Origin of the sequence: Winogradskyella sp. R77965, assembly GCF_044594915.1 — a bacterium.
GTDB lineage: Bacteria > Bacteroidota > Bacteroidia > Flavobacteriales > Flavobacteriaceae > Winogradskyella.
The window spans coordinates 129,928-152,452 of the sequence record NZ_CP138990.1 but is presented as its reverse complement, the minus strand read 5'-3'; the positions used below and the strand labels follow the sequence as shown (position 1 = coordinate 152,452).

The 22,525-nt window shown below is 32.7% G+C and carries 23 protein-coding genes; 16 read left to right on the top strand and 7 right to left on the bottom strand.

Annotation, left to right across the window (positions count from 1 at the left end):
• Positions 1–18: 18 nt before the first annotated feature.
• Positions 19–1,440 carry a hypothetical protein gene (locus SJY34_RS00710; protein ID WP_400077966.1) on the bottom strand — a complete coding sequence of 474 codons (1,422 nt, stop codon included), beginning with the start codon at positions 1,438–1,440 and terminating at the stop codon, positions 19–21.
• On the bottom strand, positions 1,437–2,201 hold the full coding sequence (locus tag SJY34_RS00705) for a polysaccharide biosynthesis/export family protein (protein WP_400077964.1): 765 nt from the start codon (positions 2,199–2,201) through the stop codon (positions 1,437–1,439). The genes SJY34_RS00710 and SJY34_RS00705 overlap by 4 nt, the downstream gene beginning before the upstream one ends.
• A gap of 133 nt (positions 2,202–2,334) precedes the next feature.
• Between SJY34_RS00705 and SJY34_RS00700 the strand changes: the two genes are divergently transcribed.
• The 9 genes from SJY34_RS00700 (at position 2,335) to SJY34_RS00660 (ending at position 12,343) form a co-directional block, all read left to right on the top strand.
• Positions 2,335–4,197 carry an ABC-F family ATP-binding cassette domain-containing protein gene (locus SJY34_RS00700; RefSeq protein ID WP_400077962.1) on the top strand — a complete coding sequence of 621 codons (1,863 nt, stop codon included), beginning with the start codon at positions 2,335–2,337 and terminating at the stop codon, positions 4,195–4,197.
• A 132-nt stretch (positions 4,198–4,329) separates the two neighbouring features.
• On the top strand, positions 4,330–4,968 hold the full coding sequence (locus SJY34_RS00695; RefSeq protein ID WP_400077960.1) for an O-methyltransferase: 639 nt from the start codon (positions 4,330–4,332) through the stop codon (positions 4,966–4,968).
• Between the two features lie 90 nt (positions 4,969–5,058).
• Positions 5,059–5,748 carry an ABC transporter ATP-binding protein gene (locus tag SJY34_RS00690; RefSeq protein ID WP_400077958.1) on the top strand — a complete coding sequence of 230 codons (690 nt, stop codon included), beginning with the start codon at positions 5,059–5,061 and terminating at the stop codon, positions 5,746–5,748.
• A 3-nt stretch (positions 5,749–5,751) separates the two neighbouring features.
• Positions 5,752–6,234, top strand: a complete 483-nt coding sequence (locus SJY34_RS00685; protein WP_400077957.1) for a hypothetical protein — start codon at positions 5,752–5,754, stop codon at positions 6,232–6,234.
• Positions 6,235–6,530: 296 nt separating this feature from the next.
• The gene (locus SJY34_RS00680) at positions 6,531–7,106 is read left to right on the top strand and encodes a cob(I)yrinic acid a,c-diamide adenosyltransferase (RefSeq protein WP_400077955.1); all 576 of its coding nucleotides are present in this window, start codon (positions 6,531–6,533) and stop codon (positions 7,104–7,106) included.
• A 253-nt stretch (positions 7,107–7,359) separates the two neighbouring features.
• Positions 7,360–7,581 carry a DUF2795 domain-containing protein gene (locus tag SJY34_RS00675; RefSeq protein ID WP_008272287.1) on the top strand — a complete coding sequence of 74 codons (222 nt, stop codon included), beginning with the start codon at positions 7,360–7,362 and terminating at the stop codon, positions 7,579–7,581.
• A gap of 196 nt (positions 7,582–7,777) precedes the next feature.
• Positions 7,778–8,092: a GIY-YIG nuclease family protein gene (locus tag SJY34_RS00670; protein WP_400077951.1), complete on the top strand. Its 315-nt coding sequence runs from the start codon at positions 7,778–7,780 to the stop codon at positions 8,090–8,092.
• A 151-nt stretch (positions 8,093–8,243) separates the two neighbouring features.
• Positions 8,244–11,600 carry a preprotein translocase subunit SecA gene (secA, locus tag SJY34_RS00665; protein WP_400077949.1) on the top strand — a complete coding sequence of 1,119 codons (3,357 nt, stop codon included), beginning with the start codon at positions 8,244–8,246 and terminating at the stop codon, positions 11,598–11,600.
• Positions 11,601–11,725: 125 nt separating this feature from the next.
• Positions 11,726–12,343 (top strand): hypothetical protein, encoded by a 618-nt coding sequence (locus tag SJY34_RS00660; protein ID WP_400077947.1) that lies wholly within the window; start codon positions 11,726–11,728, stop codon positions 12,341–12,343.
• An 83-nt stretch (positions 12,344–12,426) separates the two neighbouring features.
• On the opposite strand, the gene SJY34_RS00655 is transcribed toward SJY34_RS00660, so the two are convergent.
• A complete protein-coding gene (locus SJY34_RS00655; protein WP_400077945.1) occupies positions 12,427–12,918 on the bottom strand; it encodes a MarR family winged helix-turn-helix transcriptional regulator in 492 nt (163 codons plus the stop codon).
• A gap of 73 nt (positions 12,919–12,991) precedes the next feature.
• Here SJY34_RS00655 and SJY34_RS00650 point away from each other — a divergent pair, with 73 nt between their 5' ends.
• From SJY34_RS00650 to SJY34_RS00620, 7 genes are all read left to right on the top strand, one after another.
• Positions 12,992–13,903, top strand: a complete 912-nt coding sequence (locus SJY34_RS00650) for a hypothetical protein (protein WP_400077943.1) — start codon at positions 12,992–12,994, stop codon at positions 13,901–13,903.
• A gap of 197 nt (positions 13,904–14,100) precedes the next feature.
• Positions 14,101–15,267 (top strand): cyanophycinase, encoded by a 1,167-nt coding sequence (locus SJY34_RS00645; RefSeq protein ID WP_400077942.1) that lies wholly within the window; start codon positions 14,101–14,103, stop codon positions 15,265–15,267.
• A gap of 21 nt (positions 15,268–15,288) precedes the next feature.
• Positions 15,289–15,996: a hypothetical protein gene (locus SJY34_RS00640; protein WP_400077940.1), complete on the top strand. Its 708-nt coding sequence runs from the start codon at positions 15,289–15,291 to the stop codon at positions 15,994–15,996.
• 109 nt (positions 15,997–16,105) lie between these two features.
• Positions 16,106–16,648, top strand: a complete 543-nt coding sequence (locus SJY34_RS00635; protein WP_400077938.1) for a hypothetical protein — start codon at positions 16,106–16,108, stop codon at positions 16,646–16,648.
• A gap of 68 nt (positions 16,649–16,716) precedes the next feature.
• A complete protein-coding gene (locus tag SJY34_RS00630; RefSeq protein ID WP_400077936.1) occupies positions 16,717–17,406 on the top strand; it encodes a DUF6624 domain-containing protein in 690 nt (229 codons plus the stop codon).
• Between the two features lie 205 nt (positions 17,407–17,611).
• The gene (locus SJY34_RS00625) at positions 17,612–18,019 is read left to right on the top strand and encodes a hypothetical protein (protein WP_400077934.1); all 408 of its coding nucleotides are present in this window, start codon (positions 17,612–17,614) and stop codon (positions 18,017–18,019) included.
• Between the two features lie 343 nt (positions 18,020–18,362).
• Positions 18,363–18,884, top strand: a complete 522-nt coding sequence (locus tag SJY34_RS00620; RefSeq protein ID WP_400077932.1) for a hypothetical protein — start codon at positions 18,363–18,365, stop codon at positions 18,882–18,884.
• A gap of 113 nt (positions 18,885–18,997) precedes the next feature.
• On the opposite strand, the gene SJY34_RS00615 is transcribed toward SJY34_RS00620, so the two are convergent.
• The 4 genes from SJY34_RS00615 to SJY34_RS00600 all read right to left on the bottom strand — a co-directional run bounded on the left by SJY34_RS00615 (position 18,998) and on the right by SJY34_RS00600 (position 22,434).
• The gene (locus tag SJY34_RS00615; protein WP_400077930.1) at positions 18,998–19,681 is read right to left on the bottom strand and encodes a peptidoglycan DD-metalloendopeptidase family protein; all 684 of its coding nucleotides are present in this window, start codon (positions 19,679–19,681) and stop codon (positions 18,998–19,000) included.
• A gap of 96 nt (positions 19,682–19,777) precedes the next feature.
• Positions 19,778–21,337, bottom strand: coding sequence for a hypothetical protein (locus tag SJY34_RS00610; RefSeq protein WP_400077928.1), 1,560 nt, complete (start codon positions 21,335–21,337; stop codon positions 19,778–19,780).
• A 46-nt stretch (positions 21,338–21,383) separates the two neighbouring features.
• Positions 21,384–21,953: a hypothetical protein gene (locus SJY34_RS00605; RefSeq protein WP_400077927.1), complete on the bottom strand. Its 570-nt coding sequence runs from the start codon at positions 21,951–21,953 to the stop codon at positions 21,384–21,386.
• Positions 21,937–22,434 carry an RNA polymerase sigma factor gene (locus SJY34_RS00600; protein ID WP_400077925.1) on the bottom strand — a complete coding sequence of 166 codons (498 nt, stop codon included), beginning with the start codon at positions 22,432–22,434 and terminating at the stop codon, positions 21,937–21,939. Before SJY34_RS00600 ends, SJY34_RS00605 begins: the two co-directional genes overlap by 17 nt.
• Positions 22,435–22,525 lie beyond the last annotated feature (91 nt).

Genomic DNA, 22,525 nt, shown 5'->3' with positions numbered 1-22,525 from the left:
ACGTCGTACGCTTCCTGACTAATATCTAGTTTTCTTCTGAATTTTTAAATACTCTTGTTGGTCTTCTGGAAGATTAGATAGCTTAGATTCTAATTTTCCAACGCTATTGTTTATGTTAGTTAACTGAATACGTACGGTTTTTTTTGTCGCTTCAATTGTTTCTAAAAGAATATTTTTCTCTGATTTTATTTTCCGATCAATATCTTCAAACAAACCCGATCCTTCTTTTGTAGTATATTCTAAATTTTGTCTTTGAGTTGATAACTCGATAATTTTAGAGATACTGTTTAAAATATTTATTTCGGTAATACCAAAAACGGTAGGTGCATTAATTTCTGTAAAATCCGTCTTGGTATTTATATATTTCTCAAGATTATCTAAATAATTTAATTTTAATTCTTGTTGCTCCTTGGATATACCATACTCTCTCAATTGATCAGATATTTGAGCGATTTCTTCAGTAATGTCAAAAACTTTATTCTTTCGTCTAAAAGTATTCATTTCATCGGTGTATTCTTGTAAATTGTTATTTACACCTGCGAGACTACTATCGATAAATTTTATGGTATTTGTTGCATACAAATTTTTCCTTTCTAATTCAGATTTACTTAATATAGCTGAGGTAGCATTAAGATAATCAACAATCTTCGCCTTATTATTTCCTGCCAATTGTAACATGAGCACTGGCGAACTAGAGGATTCAGGCTCAATAATAATACCAGATTTATATTTATTTACAACGGAATCAAAATTTAAAAACTGTATAAAATATTCTTTTCCTGGAGTAATCTCAAATTGATTAATTACATTTAAAATACCATTCAAAAATGGCAAATCTATGTACTCACCTACACTAAATTTTTTTGAAAAAGAACCTACTGGTACTGCAACACGTTTAAAAGCATTATTACCAAAAACTTGACTTAATCTATTAGTGCTTTCAAATTCTGTAAACACTTCAAATTCATTGACATTAATAAATCTAATGCCTATTGGATATCCTAATACTTGAGGAGCTTCTTTATTTATTTTAAATCTAAATGGCGAATTTACATAAATATCTTCTTTACGGTACTTTCCTTGGGTTAAGTACTCCATATAATATTGCAATGAATCGACTACCTTCTCATTATGGCTTCTTGTCTTTATAGCAGTAATGGTTTTACTCATTTTACCAGATACACCTCCCCAATTAAAAGATATACTCGTATTCGCAGTAAAAAAAGGATTTTGGTCATTTTCTATAGAAATCAAAGAACTTAACTTATAAACATTCTGTTTCCTTACATTTATAAAGTAAGCGATTATAATAGCTGTTCCAACACACAGCAACATAAATTTCCATAAATTTAGAACCTTAAAGAGGTATCCTCTGAAGTCAAACGATACTCTACTAAATTCACCGTTTTCAAACTCGTTATAATTTTCGCTTTTACTCATAGCCTAGTAAACAATAATACAGATGTGGTTACAAGAGATAAAATTGTAGCAATAGTTCCTATGGTTTCAACAGCTGTTTTACCTGTACCAATAGACTTCTGCCTCAAAGGTTCTACATAAATAATATCATTAGGTTGAATGTAATAATAAGGTGAATTCATCACATTTATATCTGTTAAATCAATAGAGTGAATTTCTTGTCCGTGTGGAAATTGGCGTATTATCTTAACTGCTTTTTTATTTCCTGTAACAGGAATTTCGCCTACGTTAGCTATAGCTTCAAATATATTCACCCTATCCTGAAAAAGAATTTTTGTCCCTGGAGTACCAACTTCTCCATTCGCTGTATAACGCAGACCTGCCAATTTAACGGTAATAAAAATATTTGCTGTTTCTTTAAATTGATTTTCAAGAAGCATGTCTTTAATAAGATTTTCTATTTCTTCATAAGTGTAGCCTAGAACGTTAAATTCACCAAGTTCAGGGATTCGTATATTCCCATGAAGATTAACCGTAAATCCATCAAAGTAGGCGCGTTCTTGGCTTGATGCGTTAAGTGACCCTTCTCCAACAGGATTAAAAATAGTCACATTCTCCTGATCAAGAACTTTAATGCGAATCGTGAGTATATCGTTGATCTGAACACGATAAGGCTTAGGTTTTTCTACTAAAACCATAGTAGAATCAGTCGCCATACCTTTATTCTGAAGGTAAACTGTGTCTTTGTGAGGGATACAAGAAGAAATAAAAATACAAATCAAAAAAACAATTAAAAGCTTTGTGCTTCTCATAAGGAAAAATGGATCTTTACAGACAAATATAATGTATCAATATCAATATCAAAACTATTAGGTTTGTTTTTGGTTTATTTACGTTCTTTGTAAAAATTTTAGTTTGAATTACCTCAACGTAGAAAATATATCTAAATCATATGGAGAGCTAGTGCTCTTTAAGGATTTATCATTTAGTATTCACAAAGATCAGAAGATTGCTTTTGTTGCTAAAAATGGAAGTGGAAAGACCTCTATTCTAAATATTTTATCAGGAAAAGATTCTCCTGATAATGGACAAATAGTTTTTAGAAAAGGGCTGCGATTGGCCTTTTTAGACCAAGAACCAAATTTGGATGCAAAACTTACCATAGAAGAAATTATTTTCGCTTCAGATATTCCTATTTTAAAAACTATTGAAGCTTACGAAAATGCTTTAAAAAACCCTGAAGATACTGAAGCTTACCAAAAAGCTTTTGAAGCTATGGATAGAAATAATGCATGGGAATTTGAAACGCAATATCAACAGACATTATCTCAACTAAAATTAGATGATTTATCTATGAAAGTTAGTACGCTTTCTGGAGGACAAAAAAAACGCTTAGCATTAGCACAAGCATTACTCAGTAAGCCAGATATTTTAATTCTAGATGAGCCTACGAACCATCTCGATTTAGAAATGATTGAATGGTTAGAAGATTATTTTGCTAAGACGCAACAAACACTTTTTATGGTGACTCACGATCGTTACTTTCTAGAGCGTGTATGTAACGAAATTATAGAATTAGACCAAGGTAAACTATACACTTACAAAGGCAATTACTCGTACTATTTAGAAAAGAAAGAAGCACGAATCGAAAATGAAGCTACCGAAGTTGGTAAAGCCAAACAACTCTATAAAAAAGAACTCGATTGGATGCGTCGCCAACCCAAAGCGCGTACTACAAAATCTAAAAGTAGAATTGATGATTTCTTTGAAATAAAATCTAAAGCACACAAACGTCGTAACGATCATCAAATTCAATTGGAGATTAACATGGAACGTTTAGGAAGCAAAATCATTGAGTTTCATAATGTTTCTAAAGCTTATAAAAACAAAACCATTTTAGATGGTTTTGATTACACCTTCAAAAAAGGCGAACGTATTGGTATTATTGGCAAAAACGGAACGGGTAAATCTACTTTTCTCAACTTGTTGACGCAAAGTCTAAATCCAGATGGAGGAAAAGTTGTGACTGGCGAAACCGTAAAAATCGGTTACTACACTCAAGGCGGAATTAAAGCGAAACCAAATCAAAAAGTTATCGATGTCATCAAAGAATTTGGGGACTATATTCCATTGGCAAAAGGAAGACAAATTAGTGCACAACAATTATTAGAACGCTTTTTATTTGACAGAAAAAAACAATGGGATTTCGTAGAAAAATTAAGTGGTGGAGAACAAAAACGACTGTATTTATGTACAGTTTTAATTCAAAATCCAAATGTTTTAATTCTAGATGAGCCTACTAACGATTTGGATATCGTTACGCTTAACGTGCTAGAAGATTTCTTAATGGATTTTCCAGGAGTACTCTTAGTTGTATCACACGATCGTTACTTTATGGATAAAATTGTAGACCACATGTTCGTGTTTAGAGGAGATGGTGTCGTTGATGATTTTCCAGGAAATTATTCAGATTTTAGAGCTTATGACAGCAGTCAACCCAAGCAAATTGAAGAATCAAAACAAACGGATAATACTAAAACTATAAAACAAAATGAAGCTAATAAGTTAGACTATAATGAGCAAAAAGAATACAAAAATTTAGAATCTAAAATACGGTCTTTGGAACTAGACAAAACAGCTCTAGAAGCAAAATTTAGTAATCCAGATTTATCTCAAGACAAAATCAAGGAATTATCTAATCAACTTCAGGTAATTATAGATACAATTGAAGAAAAAGAAATGCGTTGGTTTGAATTGTCTGAGAAAATAGAAGGTTAAAATGTATCAGGTCATAGCATACATAAAATTTCTATTTAAAGCGACCAATCAACATGGTGTACATTCACCATTTATATATGATTTTATCACCAAATGCCTTTATGAAAAAAAAAATATGATGCTTATGAAAAATTGAATAAGTATCGCTCTGCATTAAAAAATTCAAACACAACATTACAAGTTACAGATTTAGGTGCAGGCTCTAAAGTATTACATTCTGAAGTAAGACGTGTACGCAAAATGATTAAGGCTTCGAGTAGCTCTAAAAAAGAAGTCAGAGTTCTTTTTAGACTTGTCAATTATTTCAACATAAAGTCAGCTTTAGAATTAGGTACTTCTTTGGGTATGGGAACTTATGCATTGGCTTTGGCTAAAGAAGATTCAAATATTATAACAATAGAAGGTTGTCCCAATACCTCAAACTTTTCTAAAGCTCAATTTGAAACTTTAGATATTAAAAACACGACCTTTATAACAGGCGATTTTACAACCGTAATACCGAGTTTAAAAGATAAAAACTACGATCTCGTGTTCTTTGATGGCCATCATAATAAAGCTGCTACTATTCAATATTTCAAATCCCTTTTACAAAAAGTACATAATGAGACTGTTTTTGTTTTTGATGATATTTACTGGTCTAAGGGTATGACCGAAGCTTGGGAATACATAAAAATGCATAATGACGTAACTGTAACTGTAGATTGCTTCCATCTAGGCTTTGTTTTTTTCAGAAAAGAGCAAGTCAAAGAACATTTTAGAATTAGGCTGTAACAACATTGTAACTTTAACGTCTTATTAAATAAATTAGTTCAAATTCCTGTATCTTGCAGTTACATATCAAGCAACCAAGACTATTTAATTATGAGTGACAACGTCATCGAAATTAGAAACATCATTAGAGATTTTAAATTAGGACAAGAAATTGTACATGTACTAAAAGGCATCGATTTAGACATTAAGCGTGGTGAATATGTTGCCATTATGGGACCGTCTGGTTCTGGTAAATCTACTCTAATGAACCTCTTAGGATGTTTAGACACACCAACAGCTGGTTCTTACAATTTAAACGGAAAAGACGTCAGTCAAATGTCTGATGATGAGCTCGCTGAAATTAGAAATACTGAAATCGGTTTCGTTTTCCAAACCTTTAACTTATTACCAAGAACAACGGCTTTAGAAAACGTAGCTTTACCAATGATATATGCTGGTGCATCAAAAAAGCAACGAAGTGATAGAGCATCAGAAGTTTTAACTGATGTTGGTTTAGCTGACCGAATGGATCATAAACCTAATCAGCTTTCTGGTGGACAGCGACAACGTGTTGCTGTTGGAAGAGCTCTTGTAAATAAGCCTTCTATCATCTTAGCTGATGAACCAACTGGTAACCTTGATTCTAAAACAGGTACTGAAATCATGGCACTCTTCGATCAAATTCATGCTTCTGGTAATACTGTTATCATGGTAACGCATGAAGAAGATATTGCCGCGCATGCTAAACGCGTTATCCGTTTACGTGATGGTATTATTGAGAGTGATACGTTTAATAAGTAATTAATGACTTTAGATATAATTCAAGATAACTATATCAATAATCATAAATATTCATTTGTTTGGAAATGGTTTATTATCACATTTGGTATTATTTACACATTGCTTGTATTCAAAATAATTGAACTACCAGAATTATATGAAACAATTTTCAATCTTTCACTCGGTATTGTGCTAATTGCATCATTACTAAATTCATTTCTATTTACAAGAATTGGCAAATTAGAATTGATAGAAAATATACTTATTTCTAGAATTGATAATGAAGTCGAAACTATAAAGTTAAACACTATTAAAACTGTCAAAATTTCTTCAACTAATAAAAACCACTACTTCTTAAAATTTGAACCAGATTTTGAAGTTTTGGTAGAAATGAAAAACGGACAACTCGATGCCATAAAACAAGTGCTTATTAAAAATAAAATTGAGATAATTGACACTAATTTTATGAGTAAACTAAAAAACTGGTTTTCTAAAACTAAAAGATAGTTAACAGTCAAGTCCCAAATTTTCGACAGCGTCGAAAGCATCAAAATTCAGAAATAGTGAACGAAAGAACATAGATGCGAAGCGAAGCTTCAAGCACGAAGTCCTGAAAGTGAGTGATGCTTTAGCAATTTCCTAATTTTGATCGTGATTTTTTGGTTCGTTTTATATCAAGACAAAATGAATAGAGAAAAAAATTAAACAGATTGCCACGTCCTGCGTCCTCGCAATGACAGTCCTATATAAACTTTTCTCTTTCCTCTTTCAACTTTTAACTCTTAACGCTTAACTTTGTTCACATGAAAGTATACACAAAAACAGGTGATAAAGGTACAACAGCACTTTTCGGAGGTACAAGAGTCCCAAAACATCATATAAGAATTGAAAGTTACGGTACCATCGATGAGCTCAACTCTCATATTGGTTTAATAAGAGATCAAGACATTGACCAGTTATATAAAAACACTTTGATGGATATCCAAGATCGCCTATTTACTGTTGGAGCTATTTTGGCTACTGATCCTGAAAAAGCGACATTAAAAAGTGGTAAAGCGCGATTAAATATTCCAAAGATATCTGATGAAGATATTGAGAAATTAGAAAAAGAAATGGATAACATGGAAGCCAGCCTTCCGCCAATGACGCACTTTGTTTTACCTGGAGGACATCAAACCGTGTCATTCTGTCACATAGCACGTACTGTTTGCCGTAGAGCCGAACGTTTAGCGTCGCATCTTAATGACTTAGAGCCATTTCAACCTGAAACCTTAATGTATATAAATCGACTTTCTGACTACCTTTTTGTATTGGCACGGAAGTTGTCATATGATTTACAAGTTGAAGAGATAAAGTGGATTCCTAAAAAAGAATCATAACACATATAATCGATTACAGAATAGGATTAAGAATTGCAATAGTTAGTCCGAAACAAAAGTTGAAGATTACACGTTCTTTATATTAATGATTAAACATTTATAAGTGATATTTGAATGATTCAAAACACATTAATATAAATGTTCAGCGAGACCGATAAATTAAAATATTATAGTTACGAACTAATTAATTTAATTTTTTCTTGAATTGTTCAACTAAAAAATTATTTTTGCAAAAATTAAATTTACAACGCAAATGTATTGGACATTAGAATTAGCATCTTATTTAAGTGATGCACCTTGGCCGGCAACAAAAGACGAACTCATTGACTACGCTATTAGAACAGGAGCTCCATTAGAAGTTGTTGAAAACTTACAAGCGATAGAAGACGAAGGTGATTCTTACGACTCTATTGAAGAAATTTGGCCAGACTATCCAACTGATGAAGATTACCTCTGGAATGAGGATGAATATTAACATATAAAATTATCACAAAAAAGTCTCTTGCGTTATCATAACTTAGAGACTTTTTTTATTTTCGGATGCTTTTTATGTGAAATAAAATGTCACACTTAGCGCAATCGAAGTACAATTGCGGTTAGAACTAATAAGGTTTTCGACTGCGCTCAAACTGACAATTAGAAGTAGCTTGCTAAAGCGTAACTATTTGAAAATGAATTTTTATTATGTCTATATTTTAAAATGTTCAGACAATTCTTATTATACAGGAATTACAAACAATATTGATAAAAGATATAATGAACATGAATTAGGTAAATATAGAGATTGTTATACATACAAAAGAAGACCTTTAAAATTGGTTTTTAACCAACAGTTTAATGATGTATTACAAGCGATATATTTTGAGAAGAAAATTAAAAAATGGACAAGATTAAAAAAAGAAGCATTAGTAAATGGTGATTGGAATATGTTACAGATTTTATCCGAATGCAGAAATGCGACACATTATAAATATAATGGTCTCTAAATGAAACCATAGTGTCACACTGAGCGCAGTCGAAGTGCTTTAATAAAACTAACTATAATTGCGATTAGCGTGACATCGAATAATATTAAATAAACGAACTGAAAAAACAACAAAAGATTGAAACCAGTCAATCTGTTACAAAATATAAAATATGACATTTTTAGATAAAGTGCTTAAAGTTTTTGTTGGAGATAAATCCAAACAAGATGTAAGTGCTATAAACCCAATCGTAGATAAAATAAAAACCTTTGAAGCGGCTCTAGAAGCTTTATCTCATGACCAACTTAGAGCTAAGACCATTGAGTTTAAAGAAATAATCGCTGAAGCGAGACGTCCACTACAAACACAAAAAGAAGAACTTTTAGCCAAAGCAGAAGTTACTGAAGACATTGATGAGCGAGAAGACATATATCTCGAGGTTGATAAAATCGATGACGATATTTACGATGTTACTGAAGGTGTTTTAAATGACATTCTTCCTGAGGCTTTTGCCGTGGTTAAAGAAACAGCAAAACGTTTTGTACACAACACACAGATACCAGTTACAGCAAATGCGTTTGACCGTGAAATTTCTGGAGAACATGACTATGTAACTTTAGAAGGGGACCAAGCCATATGGGCAAATTCTTGGGATGCAGCTGGTAAGCCAATTACTTGGGACATGATTCACTATGATGTGCAGTTAATTGGTGGTGTGGCTATGCACCAAGGCAAAATTGCTGAGATGCAAACTGGTGAGGGTAAAACATTGGTAGCAACGCTTCCTGTGTATTTAAATGCATTAGCTGGTAAAGGTGTACACTTGGTAACGGTTAACGATTACTTAGCAAAACGTGATAGCGCATGGATGGCGCCAATATTTCAGTTTCATGGTATGAGTATCGATTGTATAGATTACCATACACCAAACTCAGATGCGCGCCGTAAAGCTTACAACGCAGATATTACTTACGGAACAAATAATGAATTTGGTTTCGATTACTTACGTGATAATATGGCACATTCGCCAGACGATTTAGTACAACGTCCACACCATTATGCGATTGTTGATGAAGTTGATTCTGTATTAGTCGATGACGCTCGTACTCCATTAATTATTTCTGGTCCAGTACCAAAAGGAGACGAACACGAGTTCGATGCGCTTAAACCTAAGGTTCAGCAAATAGAAGATGTGCAACGTAAATATTTAGTTGGTGTCTTAGCTGAAGCCAAAAAATTGATTGCTGCTGGTGACGCTAAAGAAGGTGGTTTCCAATTATTGAGAGCCTACAGAGGTATTCCAAAAAACAAAGCGTTGATTAAGTTTTTGTCCGAAGAAGGGATTAAGCAATTACTTCAAAAAACGGAAAACTTTTACATGCAAGATAACAATAGAGAAATGCCTAAAGTAGATGCAGAACTCTATTATGTAATCGACGAAAAAAATAATCAAGTAGAATTATCGGATAAAGGTGTTGAATTCTTATCTGGCGAGGATGATCCAGATTTCTTCGTCATGCCAGAAATGGGGACTGAGATTGCAAAGATTGAAGCGATGGGTTTATCCTCTGAAGAAGAAGCGAATCTTAAAGAAGATTTGTTTAGAGACTTTGGGATTAAATCAGAACGTATTCATACACTCAACCAATTATTGAAAGCCTACGCCTTATTTGAAAAAGATAATCAGTATGTTGTCATGGACAACAAAGTTATGATTGTAGATGAGCAAACAGGTCGTATTATGGATGGTCGTCGTTATTCTGACGGATTACACCAAGCCATTGAAGCCAAGGAAAATGTAAAGATTGAAGCGGCTACACAAACGTTCGCTACTGTTACGCTACAGAATTACTTTAGAATGTATCGCAAACTATCTGGTATGACAGGTACTGCGGTAACAGAAGCCGGTGAATTCTGGGAAATCTACAAACTAGATGTTGTAGAGATTCCAACCAATAGACCAATTGCCAGAGATGATAGAGACGATTTAGTGTATAAGACGAAGCGTGAAAAATATAATGCTGTTATCGATGAAGTAACAGAGTTATCTCAAGCAGGACGACCAGTTCTTATTGGTACGACCAATGTTGAGATTTCGGAGCTGTTAGGAAAGATGTTGAGTATTCGTAAGATAGACCACAACGTCTTAAACGCAAAACAGCACAAAAGAGAAGCTGATATCGTAGCACAAGCAGGTAATGCTGGTCAAGTTACAATTGCAACAAACATGGCGGGTCGTGGTACGGATATTAAGTTGAGTGATGAAGTTAAGGCTGCAGGAGGATTAGCCATTGTTGGTACAGAACGTCACGATTCACGTCGTGTCGATAGACAGTTACGTGGTAGAGCTGGTCGACAAGGAGATCCAGGAAGTTCACAGTTTTATGTGTCTTTAGAAGATAACTTAATGCGTCTATTTGGCTCTGAGCGTATTGCCAAAATGATGGATAGAATGGGATTGAAAGAAGGTGAAGTGATTCAGCATTCTATGATTTCTAAGTCTATTGAGCGTGCGCAGAAAAAAGTTGAGGAAAATAACTTTGGTGTCCGAAAGCGTTTATTAGAATATGATGATGTGATGAATGCACAACGTGAGGTTGTTTACAAACGTCGTCGTAATGCGTTGCATGGTGAACGTCTTAGGGTGGATTTAGCTAACATGATTTACGATACCTCTGAAGGTATTGCTATGAATAATAAAGACGCTAACGATTACAAGAACTTTGAGTTTGAATTAATTCGTTATTTCTCAATGTCCTCTCCAATTACTGAAGCAGAGTTTGCAAAAATGGACGCTCAGAAAATTTCAGGTGTTATTTACAAAGAAGCCTTTAAACACTATAGAGAAAAAATGCAGCGTGCTGCAGATTTAGCCTTCCCTGTGATTGAAAATGTTTATAACACACAACGCGATAAGTTTAAGCGTATCGTGGTGCCATTTACAGATGGAGTTAAGAACCTGCAAGTAGTTACTGATTTAGAGAAAGCCTACGAAACTAAAGGCACACAGCTGATTAATGATTTTGAAAAGAACATTACTCTAGCCATTGTGGATGATGCTTGGAAAACACATTTACGTAAAATGGATGAGTTAAAGCAGTCGGTTCAATTAGCTGTACACGAGCAAAAGGATCCGTTATTAATTTATAAGTTTGAGTCTTTTGAGCTGTTTAAAGCTATGATTGACCAAGTAAATAAAGATGTAATTTCTTTCTTATTTAAAGGTGAAATTCCACAAGAAACGGCTAATACTATACAAGAAGCGAAACGACGTAAGCAAGAAAAGCTAGAAACTCAAAAAGACGAGATTCCTAATATGGATGAGCGTGCAGCACAAAACAGAGCTGCAGGTGAAGGAGCTTCTCGCCAACAGCAAGTCGTAGAAACCATTGTTAGAGAACAACCAAAAATTGGTCGTAACGATAGAGTTACTATAAAGCATGTAATGAGTGGTGAAGCTAAAGAAGTTAAATATAAGCAAGCTATTCCTTTGATTGCTAAAGGTGAATGGGTTTTGGTAAATGATTGATCCAATTCCTGCGAAGCCAGGAATCTTGTAAATAGAAACTAAAAATCCTGATGAGTTGCATCAGGATTTTTTATATGTCATTCTGTAAAGTTTTTCTTAATTTTATACAATAATAAATGAAAACAATGAAAACTATAATTACCCTAACGCTAATGCTATTTTGCATTAGCGCAATTGCTCAAAAGGCTGGTACAGATTATTTAGTAACGGTTAAAAATGATACTATTCATTGTGAAATTGTTCAACTAAAAAATAAAAAAATCACTTACATTGAGAATGGACAAAAGGGTAAAAAGAAAAAAAACATATTCAAATTTGCTGACGTCCATTTTTCTAACCCTTCAATAATTAAAAACCCATTAAATATTAAAATTGAAAAACCAGATTCAGGATATGCTTATGTATATTTATACAGACCATATGTTTACACTGGTGCTGCTTTAGCTTGTAAAGTAGAATATAACGGAGAATCTTTTATAAATATAAAAACACATAGTTATTTTGTGCACAAAGTAAAAGCAAATGAAGTGCATAAATACAACACCAAAAGCGCAAAAAAAGATGTTCTTGAGATTAATGCAAAAGAAGGTGAAATCTATTTTATAAGAGGGTCTTTTGGAGGAACTGGAGAAGCCTTTGTTAATAATTTAAACACTTCTAACACAGTGCATATATTTGAGGATAACCCAAAAGTGGCATCATCTGTAATATTAACTATGAAAAAGGTAAGTCCTAAATATTAAGTTTATTAAAAAGAGATATGATTCACAAAAATCCTGATGTAATCCATCAGGATTTTTTGATTAATAGAATTTGATACTATTTTTTAATTAGATAGCATTTTTTTTAGCAGAAGTGTTAATTGTTCCCTTTCCTTACTATTCAATTTAGAAACTGCTTCGTCAGCTTCAGCAAAACGCAACTCTATCGCTTCATCTATGATATTAACTCCCTTATCAGTTAATACGGCATGCTTTATTCTCTTATCATCTATATCTGTTATACGATATATTAAACCCAATTTAGTTAACCTATTCAATAAAGCTGTCATAGAACCCGATGTTATTAATACAGACTGCATCAACTGTTTTGGAGTTAATTGATATGGTTTTCCTGAACGTCTTAATGTAGCTAACACATCTAAATCCGTATAGTGTATACCACTAATTTTTAAGGCTTTACCTGCGCTCTTTTCAAGTAATTTACCGAGTCTTAGAATACGACCTACTATTTCCATAGCTGAGGCATCTAAGTCTGGTTTTTCTTTATTCCACTCAAAAATTAAACGGTCAATAATATCCATGCTTTGTTCTTTCATTTTATAAATATAAAAAATATTATCTCTATATCAAGATAATTATTTATCTTTACATCAAGATAAAAATAGAATTATGAAAAAAATCGCAACAGCTATTGCCTTAATTGTTATTCTCCCAATTACTATGTTTTGTAAAAAAAAGGAAACAACGCTAAAAACTGAAAACTACAAATCAAAAGAATATACTCCAACGAAATTACCAAGTGACACAACTCTATTATGGGTAAATGATAGTTTTAAGGAAAAAGATACAGTTTTAATAGTTGGAGAAGGCGGACCAAAAAATAGTTTAGATTTTGAAAATAATGGTAGAGTCTATTGGGAGTATCTAAATAATTACGACAACTACCAGACTATAGTAATTCACCAGTCTAGCACATATAATAAAACCATCTTTAATGCTTTAGATTTTAAAATATCTGATGGTTATAAAGAAGCAGAAAACAGTGCAGAAATAATGTATCGTGCTATAAAATACTTTAAAGATCGGAATAAGTATGTTATTGTAGCAGGTCATTCTTATAGTGCATTCATAATTCCTTATTATATTGCAAATAGACCATCTTTGGCAGATACTTACCTAATGACTGGAGGGAGACTTAATGCTGACTCTATACAAACCCAATATCAATTAAAAGGATCTAATTCTGGATTTAAAAAAGATGGTAATACACTCATTATTCCTGATACAACTTTGCCACCTAAAAGGTTTAGAACTGAGCGTTTTTTTAGAATAATACAAGTAAAAGAAATGCTAAAAGCCGGTGTAGGAAACTTTAAATTTACAGATGAGTTAGCGGATAAAGATTTATCGAATTTAATTTTTTGTTATGGAAAAAAAGATAGCAATGTAGGTATACCAACTCAAGAAGAACTAGATTTTTTAAAAACAAAAGGAGCTAAAATAGTAGCTACTGATGCAGATCACTATAATATTTGGAAGAGAGTTATTGACTCCTTAAGAGATGGAACTATCAAACTATAAACTAAACAAATCTAAAACACCGTTATATAAATCCTGATGCATTCATCAGGATTTTTTATGAAGTGATACAAGACAACAAGCTCAACCTACTAATAATCATAAAAATACGCAGTACAAAGTAGAAGATTAAATGAAGTTTCTTACCTTTAAAATCATAAAACGTTAGCTGTTTATCATTAAATCCAACCTAAAAACATATGAAATACAATCGCAACTTAGTAATCTGTATTCTAATTGCTATCTCGCTATTACCAGTTAACTATCTCTTTGGACAAGATTCGAACGATTTAAAAGAAAACGAAACCATTGGGCCCAAAAAAGGATCACTTTTAATTGTTGGTGGCGGCAGAATAAGTAAAGAGTTATGGGATAAGTTTAAAGAATTAATGGGTGGTGAAGATAAACCTTTAGTAGTAATCCCAACCGCTATTTCTAGCAATGCCCTCGATGAAAAATTACTTATAAATATCAAAAACGATTTTATAAGAAAAGGATTTACTAATGTTTCCATTTTACATACAAGAGACAAGAAGGAGGCTAACTCAAAAGAATTTATCAGTGCTTTAGATAAGGCATCTGGTGTCTGGTTTACAGGTGGTAGACAATGGCGATTAGCCGATTCTTATCTTAATACTAAAACACATGACGCTCTAAATAAGGTACTAGATAGAGGTGGCGTAATTGGTGGTTCATCCGCAGGAGCAACAATTCAAGGATCATATTTGGCAAGAGGAGATTCTAAAACTAACGTTATAATGATGGGAGATCATGAAGAAGGATTGGCCTTTGTGAAAAATATTGCAATAGACCAGCATGTATTAGCAAGAAACCGTCAAAATGATATGTTCGAGATTTTAGATTATAAACCTAAACTTCTAGGCATAGGCATTGATGAAAGTACAGGTATTGTAGTTCGTAACAATAAGTTTATGGTTCTTGGTAAGTCTTATGTTGCTGTTTACGATGGTACGCGTTGGTCTGAAGAGCGAGATACGATCTATCAACTACCAGCTGGTAGCCGCGAGTATTATTGGTTAAAATCTGGTGATGAATATAACTTAAAAACAAGAGCTGTAATTACCTATAAAAATAGAGAGTTTCTTAAGCTAAGTAAAACTGAATTACAAAAATACTGTGGTGATTATCAATTAACTGGTGCTGACATAAAAGCCGAGTTTTTTATTAAGAATGATGGTTTATTTAGTAAGGTAGGTGATGAAACCACAGCACTACTCCCAGAATCAGAAACTAGATTTTACTTATCAAAATCTGATCTTTATTTAGATTTCAAAAAAGACTCAAGTGGAAAGATTTTGGCAGTTACCATTCCTACTCAAAATCAAACTTGGAAAAAAATAAACTAAAACTTAAATAAACATAGATATATGAAATCAAAGATTCACAAACTCCGCAAGAAAAATAATGTGAGTAAACATATTATTACAACACTTGTTTTTGTAAGCATTTTAATGTCTTGTAACACAACAGATAAAACTAAAACAGAGACAGAAGAAACTGTTACAGCAGAACCAACAGTAAACGAAACCAATAAAAACTTAAAACCAATAGATTCTGACCAGGCTTTAATAGCCACTGCATTAATGGCTGCCCCAAAAGCAAGCAGAGTGGGCTGTAAAGTTATTGGCTACAATATGGCAGGTGAGTTTGTAACGCTAAGAGAAGGTAATAATGAATTTATTGTACTTGTAGATGACCCTAAAAAAGAGGGTTTTAATGCCGCATGTTATCACAAAGATCTAGAACCTTTTATGGCAAGAGGACGCGCCTTAAAAGCAGAAGGAAAGAAACATAAAGAAATTTTTGATATCCGAGAAGAAGAAGTAAAATCGGGTAAACTTAAAATACCTACTGGAGCGACCTTGCACATCTACTTTGGTAAAAACACACTATATGACCCAGAAACAGCAATAGTAGACGAAGCAAGACTCCGTTATGTGGTATATATGCCATATGCCACAGCAGCATCTACAGGCTTACCAGAAGTACCACAAGCTTCTAATCATCCTTGGATTATGAATCCTGGAACACATAGAGCACATATTATGATTTCTCCATTACCTGACGATAATTAGTAGTCTTGCAAAATATATCACTATTTCTAACTTACTTAAACAAATTCCAATGGAATATTCTATTAAAAGCCGTTTATTATAAACTAAAGAAACTATTTACATAGTATTAATGAAAAAACTTACCATTTTATTACTTATAAATTTATGTTTCATTAATTGCCAAAAGACAAAAAGTCAAATATCTATCTGCATAACCGAAAACAACCAAATAACCTGCACAAAAAAAGCCTGTCAAGGTACTTACAAAGGCAAGGAATTTATAAACGGAGACGATATTGCACACCAATTCTCTAATACCATGTCCGCAAAAGTTGGAGACCAATTAAAGGCGCTTTATACATCTGGAGATTACAGTAAAGTAGATTTTTCAGAAGTTGAAATGACCACAGAAGGTATGGGTTCTGGCGAGGTGACATATACTTTATCTATTCCTTTTGTGATAGTTAACGACAAATGCGAAGCTTACACAGCTTTTGACCATGTTGGTGGTTGGAATCATACTCCTGCCCTTTCTCAGCGTAAAACACAGCTAAAAAGTGTTCTTATGCAAGGGCATCAATTAGACATTAGTGATTTAAAAACCACACCTGAAGGTTTACAAGAATATTGGATACAATGGCAGCATAAAGTTGTACAGGCTGAGTGTGAGTAAATTAACCGCTCTAATTTTCTTTTACTAACTTAGAGCTAGACTATTATGTTTACGATCCTTATTGACCTATGAAATATCAAACACCAATAATCAGGTTAACACTACCTTTCTTACTAATAGCGGTTTTATCTTGTTCAGGCAATACCAAAAAGAAAACGCCTGTTCAAAAACCTGAAAATTTAATTGCCGTTTTAGATACTATCTGGCAAAAAGAGCAAACCCCATTACGCTTAATTGATTCTTTAATTAGAATCTATGGCACTGAGTCTAAAGAAATAGAGCCATACCAAAAAGAGTACAAAAAAAATCATGCGCTTAACATTATTAAAATCAAGAATATTCTTACTAAGTACAGTTGGCCAGATTCAACACAGATTGGCGAACGCGGTAATTTAACAATTTGCAATGTGTTACAACATGCAGACCAAGAGACTAGAGAACATTATATTCCTTTAATGAAACAAGCCGTGTTAGATAAAAAATTAGAGCCTAGATTATTAGTTAGGGCTGAGGATAGAATTGCCACAGATAAAGGTGAATTACAAATTTATGGTGGCCAGATGAAATTCTATCCTGAAACAAAAAGCTTTAATGTATGGCCAGTTTATGACCCTGTGAATATTGATAAAAGACGAGCAGAAATTGGACTAGGACCCATTGCAGAATTTCTTAAAAGTAGATTTGATTTTGATTGGAATCTCGAGGAACAAATAAAAAGATCAGAAGAATTTGAACGCCTAAGATTAAAGAATCAATAATATATTCCAAAAGACTTATAATCAATTATTTAGTTTTAATTTTAAAATTTTTAGAAAAAATTTTCAGGGTTTATAAAAGTTCTGTTGTTCTATAATAAACAAACGAAAACTCAATAACTATGAAAAAATGGGAACAACTGAATACTTTGATGCCATCAACTATAAGTTAGAATAAATATAAGTTTTCGATTCAAAAAAAAGACAAATGAAAAAGTTAGTTAAAATAAAAAAGCTGTATGTATTGTTGTTATTACCATTAATAGTCGCCACGCAATGCGAAGATGATGATATAAACTCTGGCTTTGAAACTGAGTATATAATACAGAATGATTCGAGTATAGATCTCATATTATTTTCTGAAAGTAATATGCAATTCCCGATAGATAGTCAATCTAATTTGGTAGTTGGAAGTAATCTTAATCAAATAACAGAACCAATATTACCGACGGAATCCTTTGTATTTAATAACATTAAGCTATATAAAATGGTAGATGACAATTTTATTCTGGCTTATGGGCAAGATCCTATAGATGACAATCTATGGGTTTTTAATGAGCCTTCTGAAAACAGATATGTATATAAACTTATCATTACGGATAATTCATTAGATTAAAACATCTATATCGTAAGTCGTATTAAACATTAAGATTTACTTCAAGTAATATAATCCAACTTCATTATAAGTGCTTTTTTTTGGAAAGTATCAAGAAGCTTTAAATATATGATAGTTCATACTGAAACTTTACGCTGAGCGTTACTATTATTTTTAGAATACCCATTTAAATCCTATCATTTTCTTAAACAAAACCCATTTTTTCAGTTCCAAGCACGTAAGGACAAAAACCTTAGGACTAACCTAAAAATAGGCTTTAAAATAAGGCTCTTCAGCTCCATTTATCTTTTTTATTATATATTTGATAGACCAAACCTACTTATTAATTAAAGATTAAAATGTTATGAAACCAAATCTGCACTTCCTGCTAGCGCTATCACTTTGCTCCGTTTTATTTACTTGCTCACCAGAAGATAATACTAACATTACTCTAGAAAAACTCAGTGAATTTACATTTAATGGTGAAACCTATGACTTAGCATCAGCCATCATTAGAGACGAAAATACTGGCGATATTAGCATTAATTTATTTAACAAAACGAGTTCAGAAATTACCAGCAATAGTGATTTAAGTGATGTGACTTATTTGCATTTTAGCTTGAATGATTCAACCATACAACAAACAACTTATAATCAAATTGAAGATTATGACATCTCAATTAATAGTTCTGTAATAGATAGTGAATTTAATTCTGGAACTGTTTTACTGTCTGACAACAATCCGGATTCTGAGGTATATGCACAATCGGGTTCAGTAACCGTTACTAATTTTACAGCTTATAATATCGTTTTTACCTTCACCTTTACCAGAAATGATGGGCAAGTTATTGCTGGTGTATATGATGGTAATTATTATATACCATAATGGTATTGATTAAAAGGAATTGATGATTTTGAGTCATTCCTAAAAAAGAAGTTTTCCGTATGAATGAGACGCTGAAATAAATTCAGGATGATAAATCCACAGCGCCTGTTAGTCTATAAATCAAACAATAAACTAGGATCAGGACAATTGGCTTTATAATAGTCTAAATCCATTTGATTACTCACGCCTGGATAATCTCCATTATAATCTTGGATATCTTTTATAATCTGAAAGTGCAAATGTGGTGGATAATCTCCATTAACTTCTGCTGTTCCTAATGTAGCAATTTGGTCTCCTCGCTTCACTTCCACTCCGACTTGCAAGTTTTTAATCGATTCTAAACTTAAATGACCATAAAGTGAATAAAACTCAAAAGTTTTGATATTATGTTTTAAAACTATAGTTGGTCCATAATCGCCATGATTGGTATTGTTTTTAAAACTATGAATTGTTCCCGCCAATGGCGCGAATATTTCTGTTTTCGCTTCTATCCAAATATCCAATCCCAAATGAATATTGCGTTCTGTTTCAGGATTTAGTTCATTAAAATAATTGCTGCGTTCATATATGCCACGATGTTCCAAATAGCCTCCATAGGCAACTTTGGCATTATGGTCTTTCATGTAATTCCAAATGAAACGTTCCAAATCATCAGAAGATGAAACATTGACTGCTTTTAATTCGGAATTATGAATTGATAAATCTATTGGTATATAATCGCGCTGCAGAATTGAAACATCAACTAAAGTGTGTGGTTTTTGAGATTTCAGGAATTTTTCAAAAGATGAAAGGGACATAAAAACAAAATTTCCATAAAAATAAGAATCTATTTTATGGAAAACAGGAAGAAATACTAGAATTGACCCTTTAAATTATTCTGCAACTCAAAGGGTTTAATTCATAATGACATTACTAAATTTAGCATTTACGATAATGTTTCTACTAGAACTTTGTCCATCAGGATAATTACGAACAGTCTTTTGAGTCGTTGGTTTATTGTTGTATTTAGAGCGATTACCTTTAAAATACAAACTATAGTCAATATCTTGAGGTAAATTGATTAAGGCATCACTATTTTCTAAAACCAAATTAAGATTCTTAAAAGATGTTGTTAAATTAGAAATCGTAAGATCACCAAAGCTACCATCTATAATACCTGTATCTGTTAAGGTCTCAATATTAATATTAGATGATTTAGAATTGAGCACCAAATTATTGGCATTTTTAATCTGTGCTTTATCAACAAAATTGAGGTTGAGTGTTCCTAAACTCCAAGTATTTATAACTACAGGAGAATAAGATACATTGATGGAAGTGTCACTTCCATCAATGTGTTCTGCTACTAAAAATGAGTGTGATATATCTCCTCTCATATTATGAATAACTGAAGATAATTTTAATTCACCATGTCTTATATTAGTTTTAAGCTTTGCTTTTTTAGGGATTTTTATTTTAATCACTTTTTTTACTTTGCTATTACTACCAGATTCCAAGCGTCTTGCTAATATAGATTCTCTTCGCTCACTCATAAGCTCATCTCTTTTTTCCATAGCTTCAGTTCGTTGTTCCATTTCCTTTCCAAAACGTTCTCCCCAAGCTTCCATTTTTTCTTCCCATTCTTTACCAAACTTTTCACCAAACTCTTCTCCCCATTTTTCCATGTCCTTACCAAATTTGTCACCAAACTTCTCTCCCCATTTTTCCATATCTTTTGCCCATTTACCTTCAAAACGTTTACCATATTCTTCTCCCCATCTTTCCATTTTTTCTTGGTAGCCAGATTCTCCAAATTTTCTAGCCCATTCTTCCATACTTTTCTTAAGCTGTTTACCACCTTTCTTTTCATATGTCTTACTCCACTCTGCTAAATATTTTTCACCATCTTTTTGATACTTGTCATAATCAAATGAAATAGAGTTTACACCCTCTGGTAATTCAGGTAATTCTGGCATTTCTGGTAGCTCTGGTAGCTCTGGCATTTCTGACATTTCTGGTAAGTTTGGAAATCTTGGCATTTCTGGCATCTCTGGTAAATCTGCTAATTCTACCTCTAGATCTCTTAATAAATTTGAATAATCTCCATCGCGAAATAAACCAACACTGCTTCCGCCTGTTGATGAAATTATCACTCTATCGCTAGAGCCATCTACTTTAAGATTCCATGCTTTAAGTGCGCGTTCTAGCTCTTCTTGAGATAACCTTGAGCTTTCAATATAAGCTTCAACTTCTACAATATCTTTATTCCAGGTTTCAAGTTGTATTTCTGCATAACTGGTATTTAAGTCGACTACTACATTCTTATTGACTTTAATTGATTGTGATGTTTTGCTTAACTTTTTCTGTGCATAACCAACTGTGGTTATTAGACAAAGCATTAAAATTTTGATTGCTGTTTTACTCACGGATTTTCTATTTCCTGTGTTGTGTTCGTGATTTTTCTTTGAAAAGTTCATGATTTTTTTTGATTTAACTGTTCGTTTTTTGATTTATTGATTGTGATTATATACTCTCTTGCACAAATGAATCATCATTATATTCTGCAAGTTTTTCTTTAAGACGCATTACAAGGTTGAGTCTAAATTTTAAATTATTAATAAGTGCATCTAAAGTGTCTTCATTTGGCCCATTCTCATTTAACTCTATGGTTAATCTATCATATTCATCATTTAGTTCTTTGAGACGTTGCACATAGCCATCAAACAATTCTTTGTTTTGTGGAGTTAATTGCACTTTAGATAATTCTAAATTGATACTCGCCAAATAATAATCTTCAACTTTCTTAAAATCTGGTGATATGTCACCCAATGTTTTTATATCCGTTTCTACAACTTTAGTTGGTTCATCATCAGTAGTGTCAGAAGTTGGAAACATTTGAAATGCGCCATACGTAAGTCCCAATAACACCACAATACTTGCCGCTATATTTAAGAAACTAAGTCGATGTGAAGATTTTTGTTTAGGCAATTCTTCTTCTAACTTTTGAAGAAAACGTGCTTCATGACCTTCAGACATTTTCACATTCTGATCTTTTGGTTCTTCGTTAAATAAATCTCTAAGATCTTGTGCCATTTTTTTTCAATTTTAATGCGTTTTGCAATTTTTGTTTTCCTCGAGATAGTTGTGTTCTCGATGCGACTTCAGAAATATTCAGAATCTGTGATATTTCTTGATGATCATAGCCTTCAACTAAATACAACATCACTACATATTTATATTTTTCTGGCAGCCCTTCAATAGCTACTTTTACGTCCTCTATTGTAATCTCATCATCGACCAACCACTCCTTTTCGTAATCCGTGTCAACTACATTAAGATGATGTTCTTCTAACTCTATTAAACGTTGTTTTTTAGACTTTAAAACATCAATACATCTATTAATAACTATACGTTTTAACCACGCCCCAAAACTGACCTCTGCCTTATATTGTTCTAATTTAGAGAACGCTTTTATAAACGCTTCTTGCACAATATCCTCTGCCTCCATTGTATCTTTTACAAATCGAAGTGCCACGATTAACATACCATTACAATATTGATTGTACAATTGCATTTGCGCATGTCTATCGTTCTGTTTACATTTTTCAACAATATGAATTTGAAACGTACTAATTTTGGTTTTGGTTTTTGATTGATTGCACTTT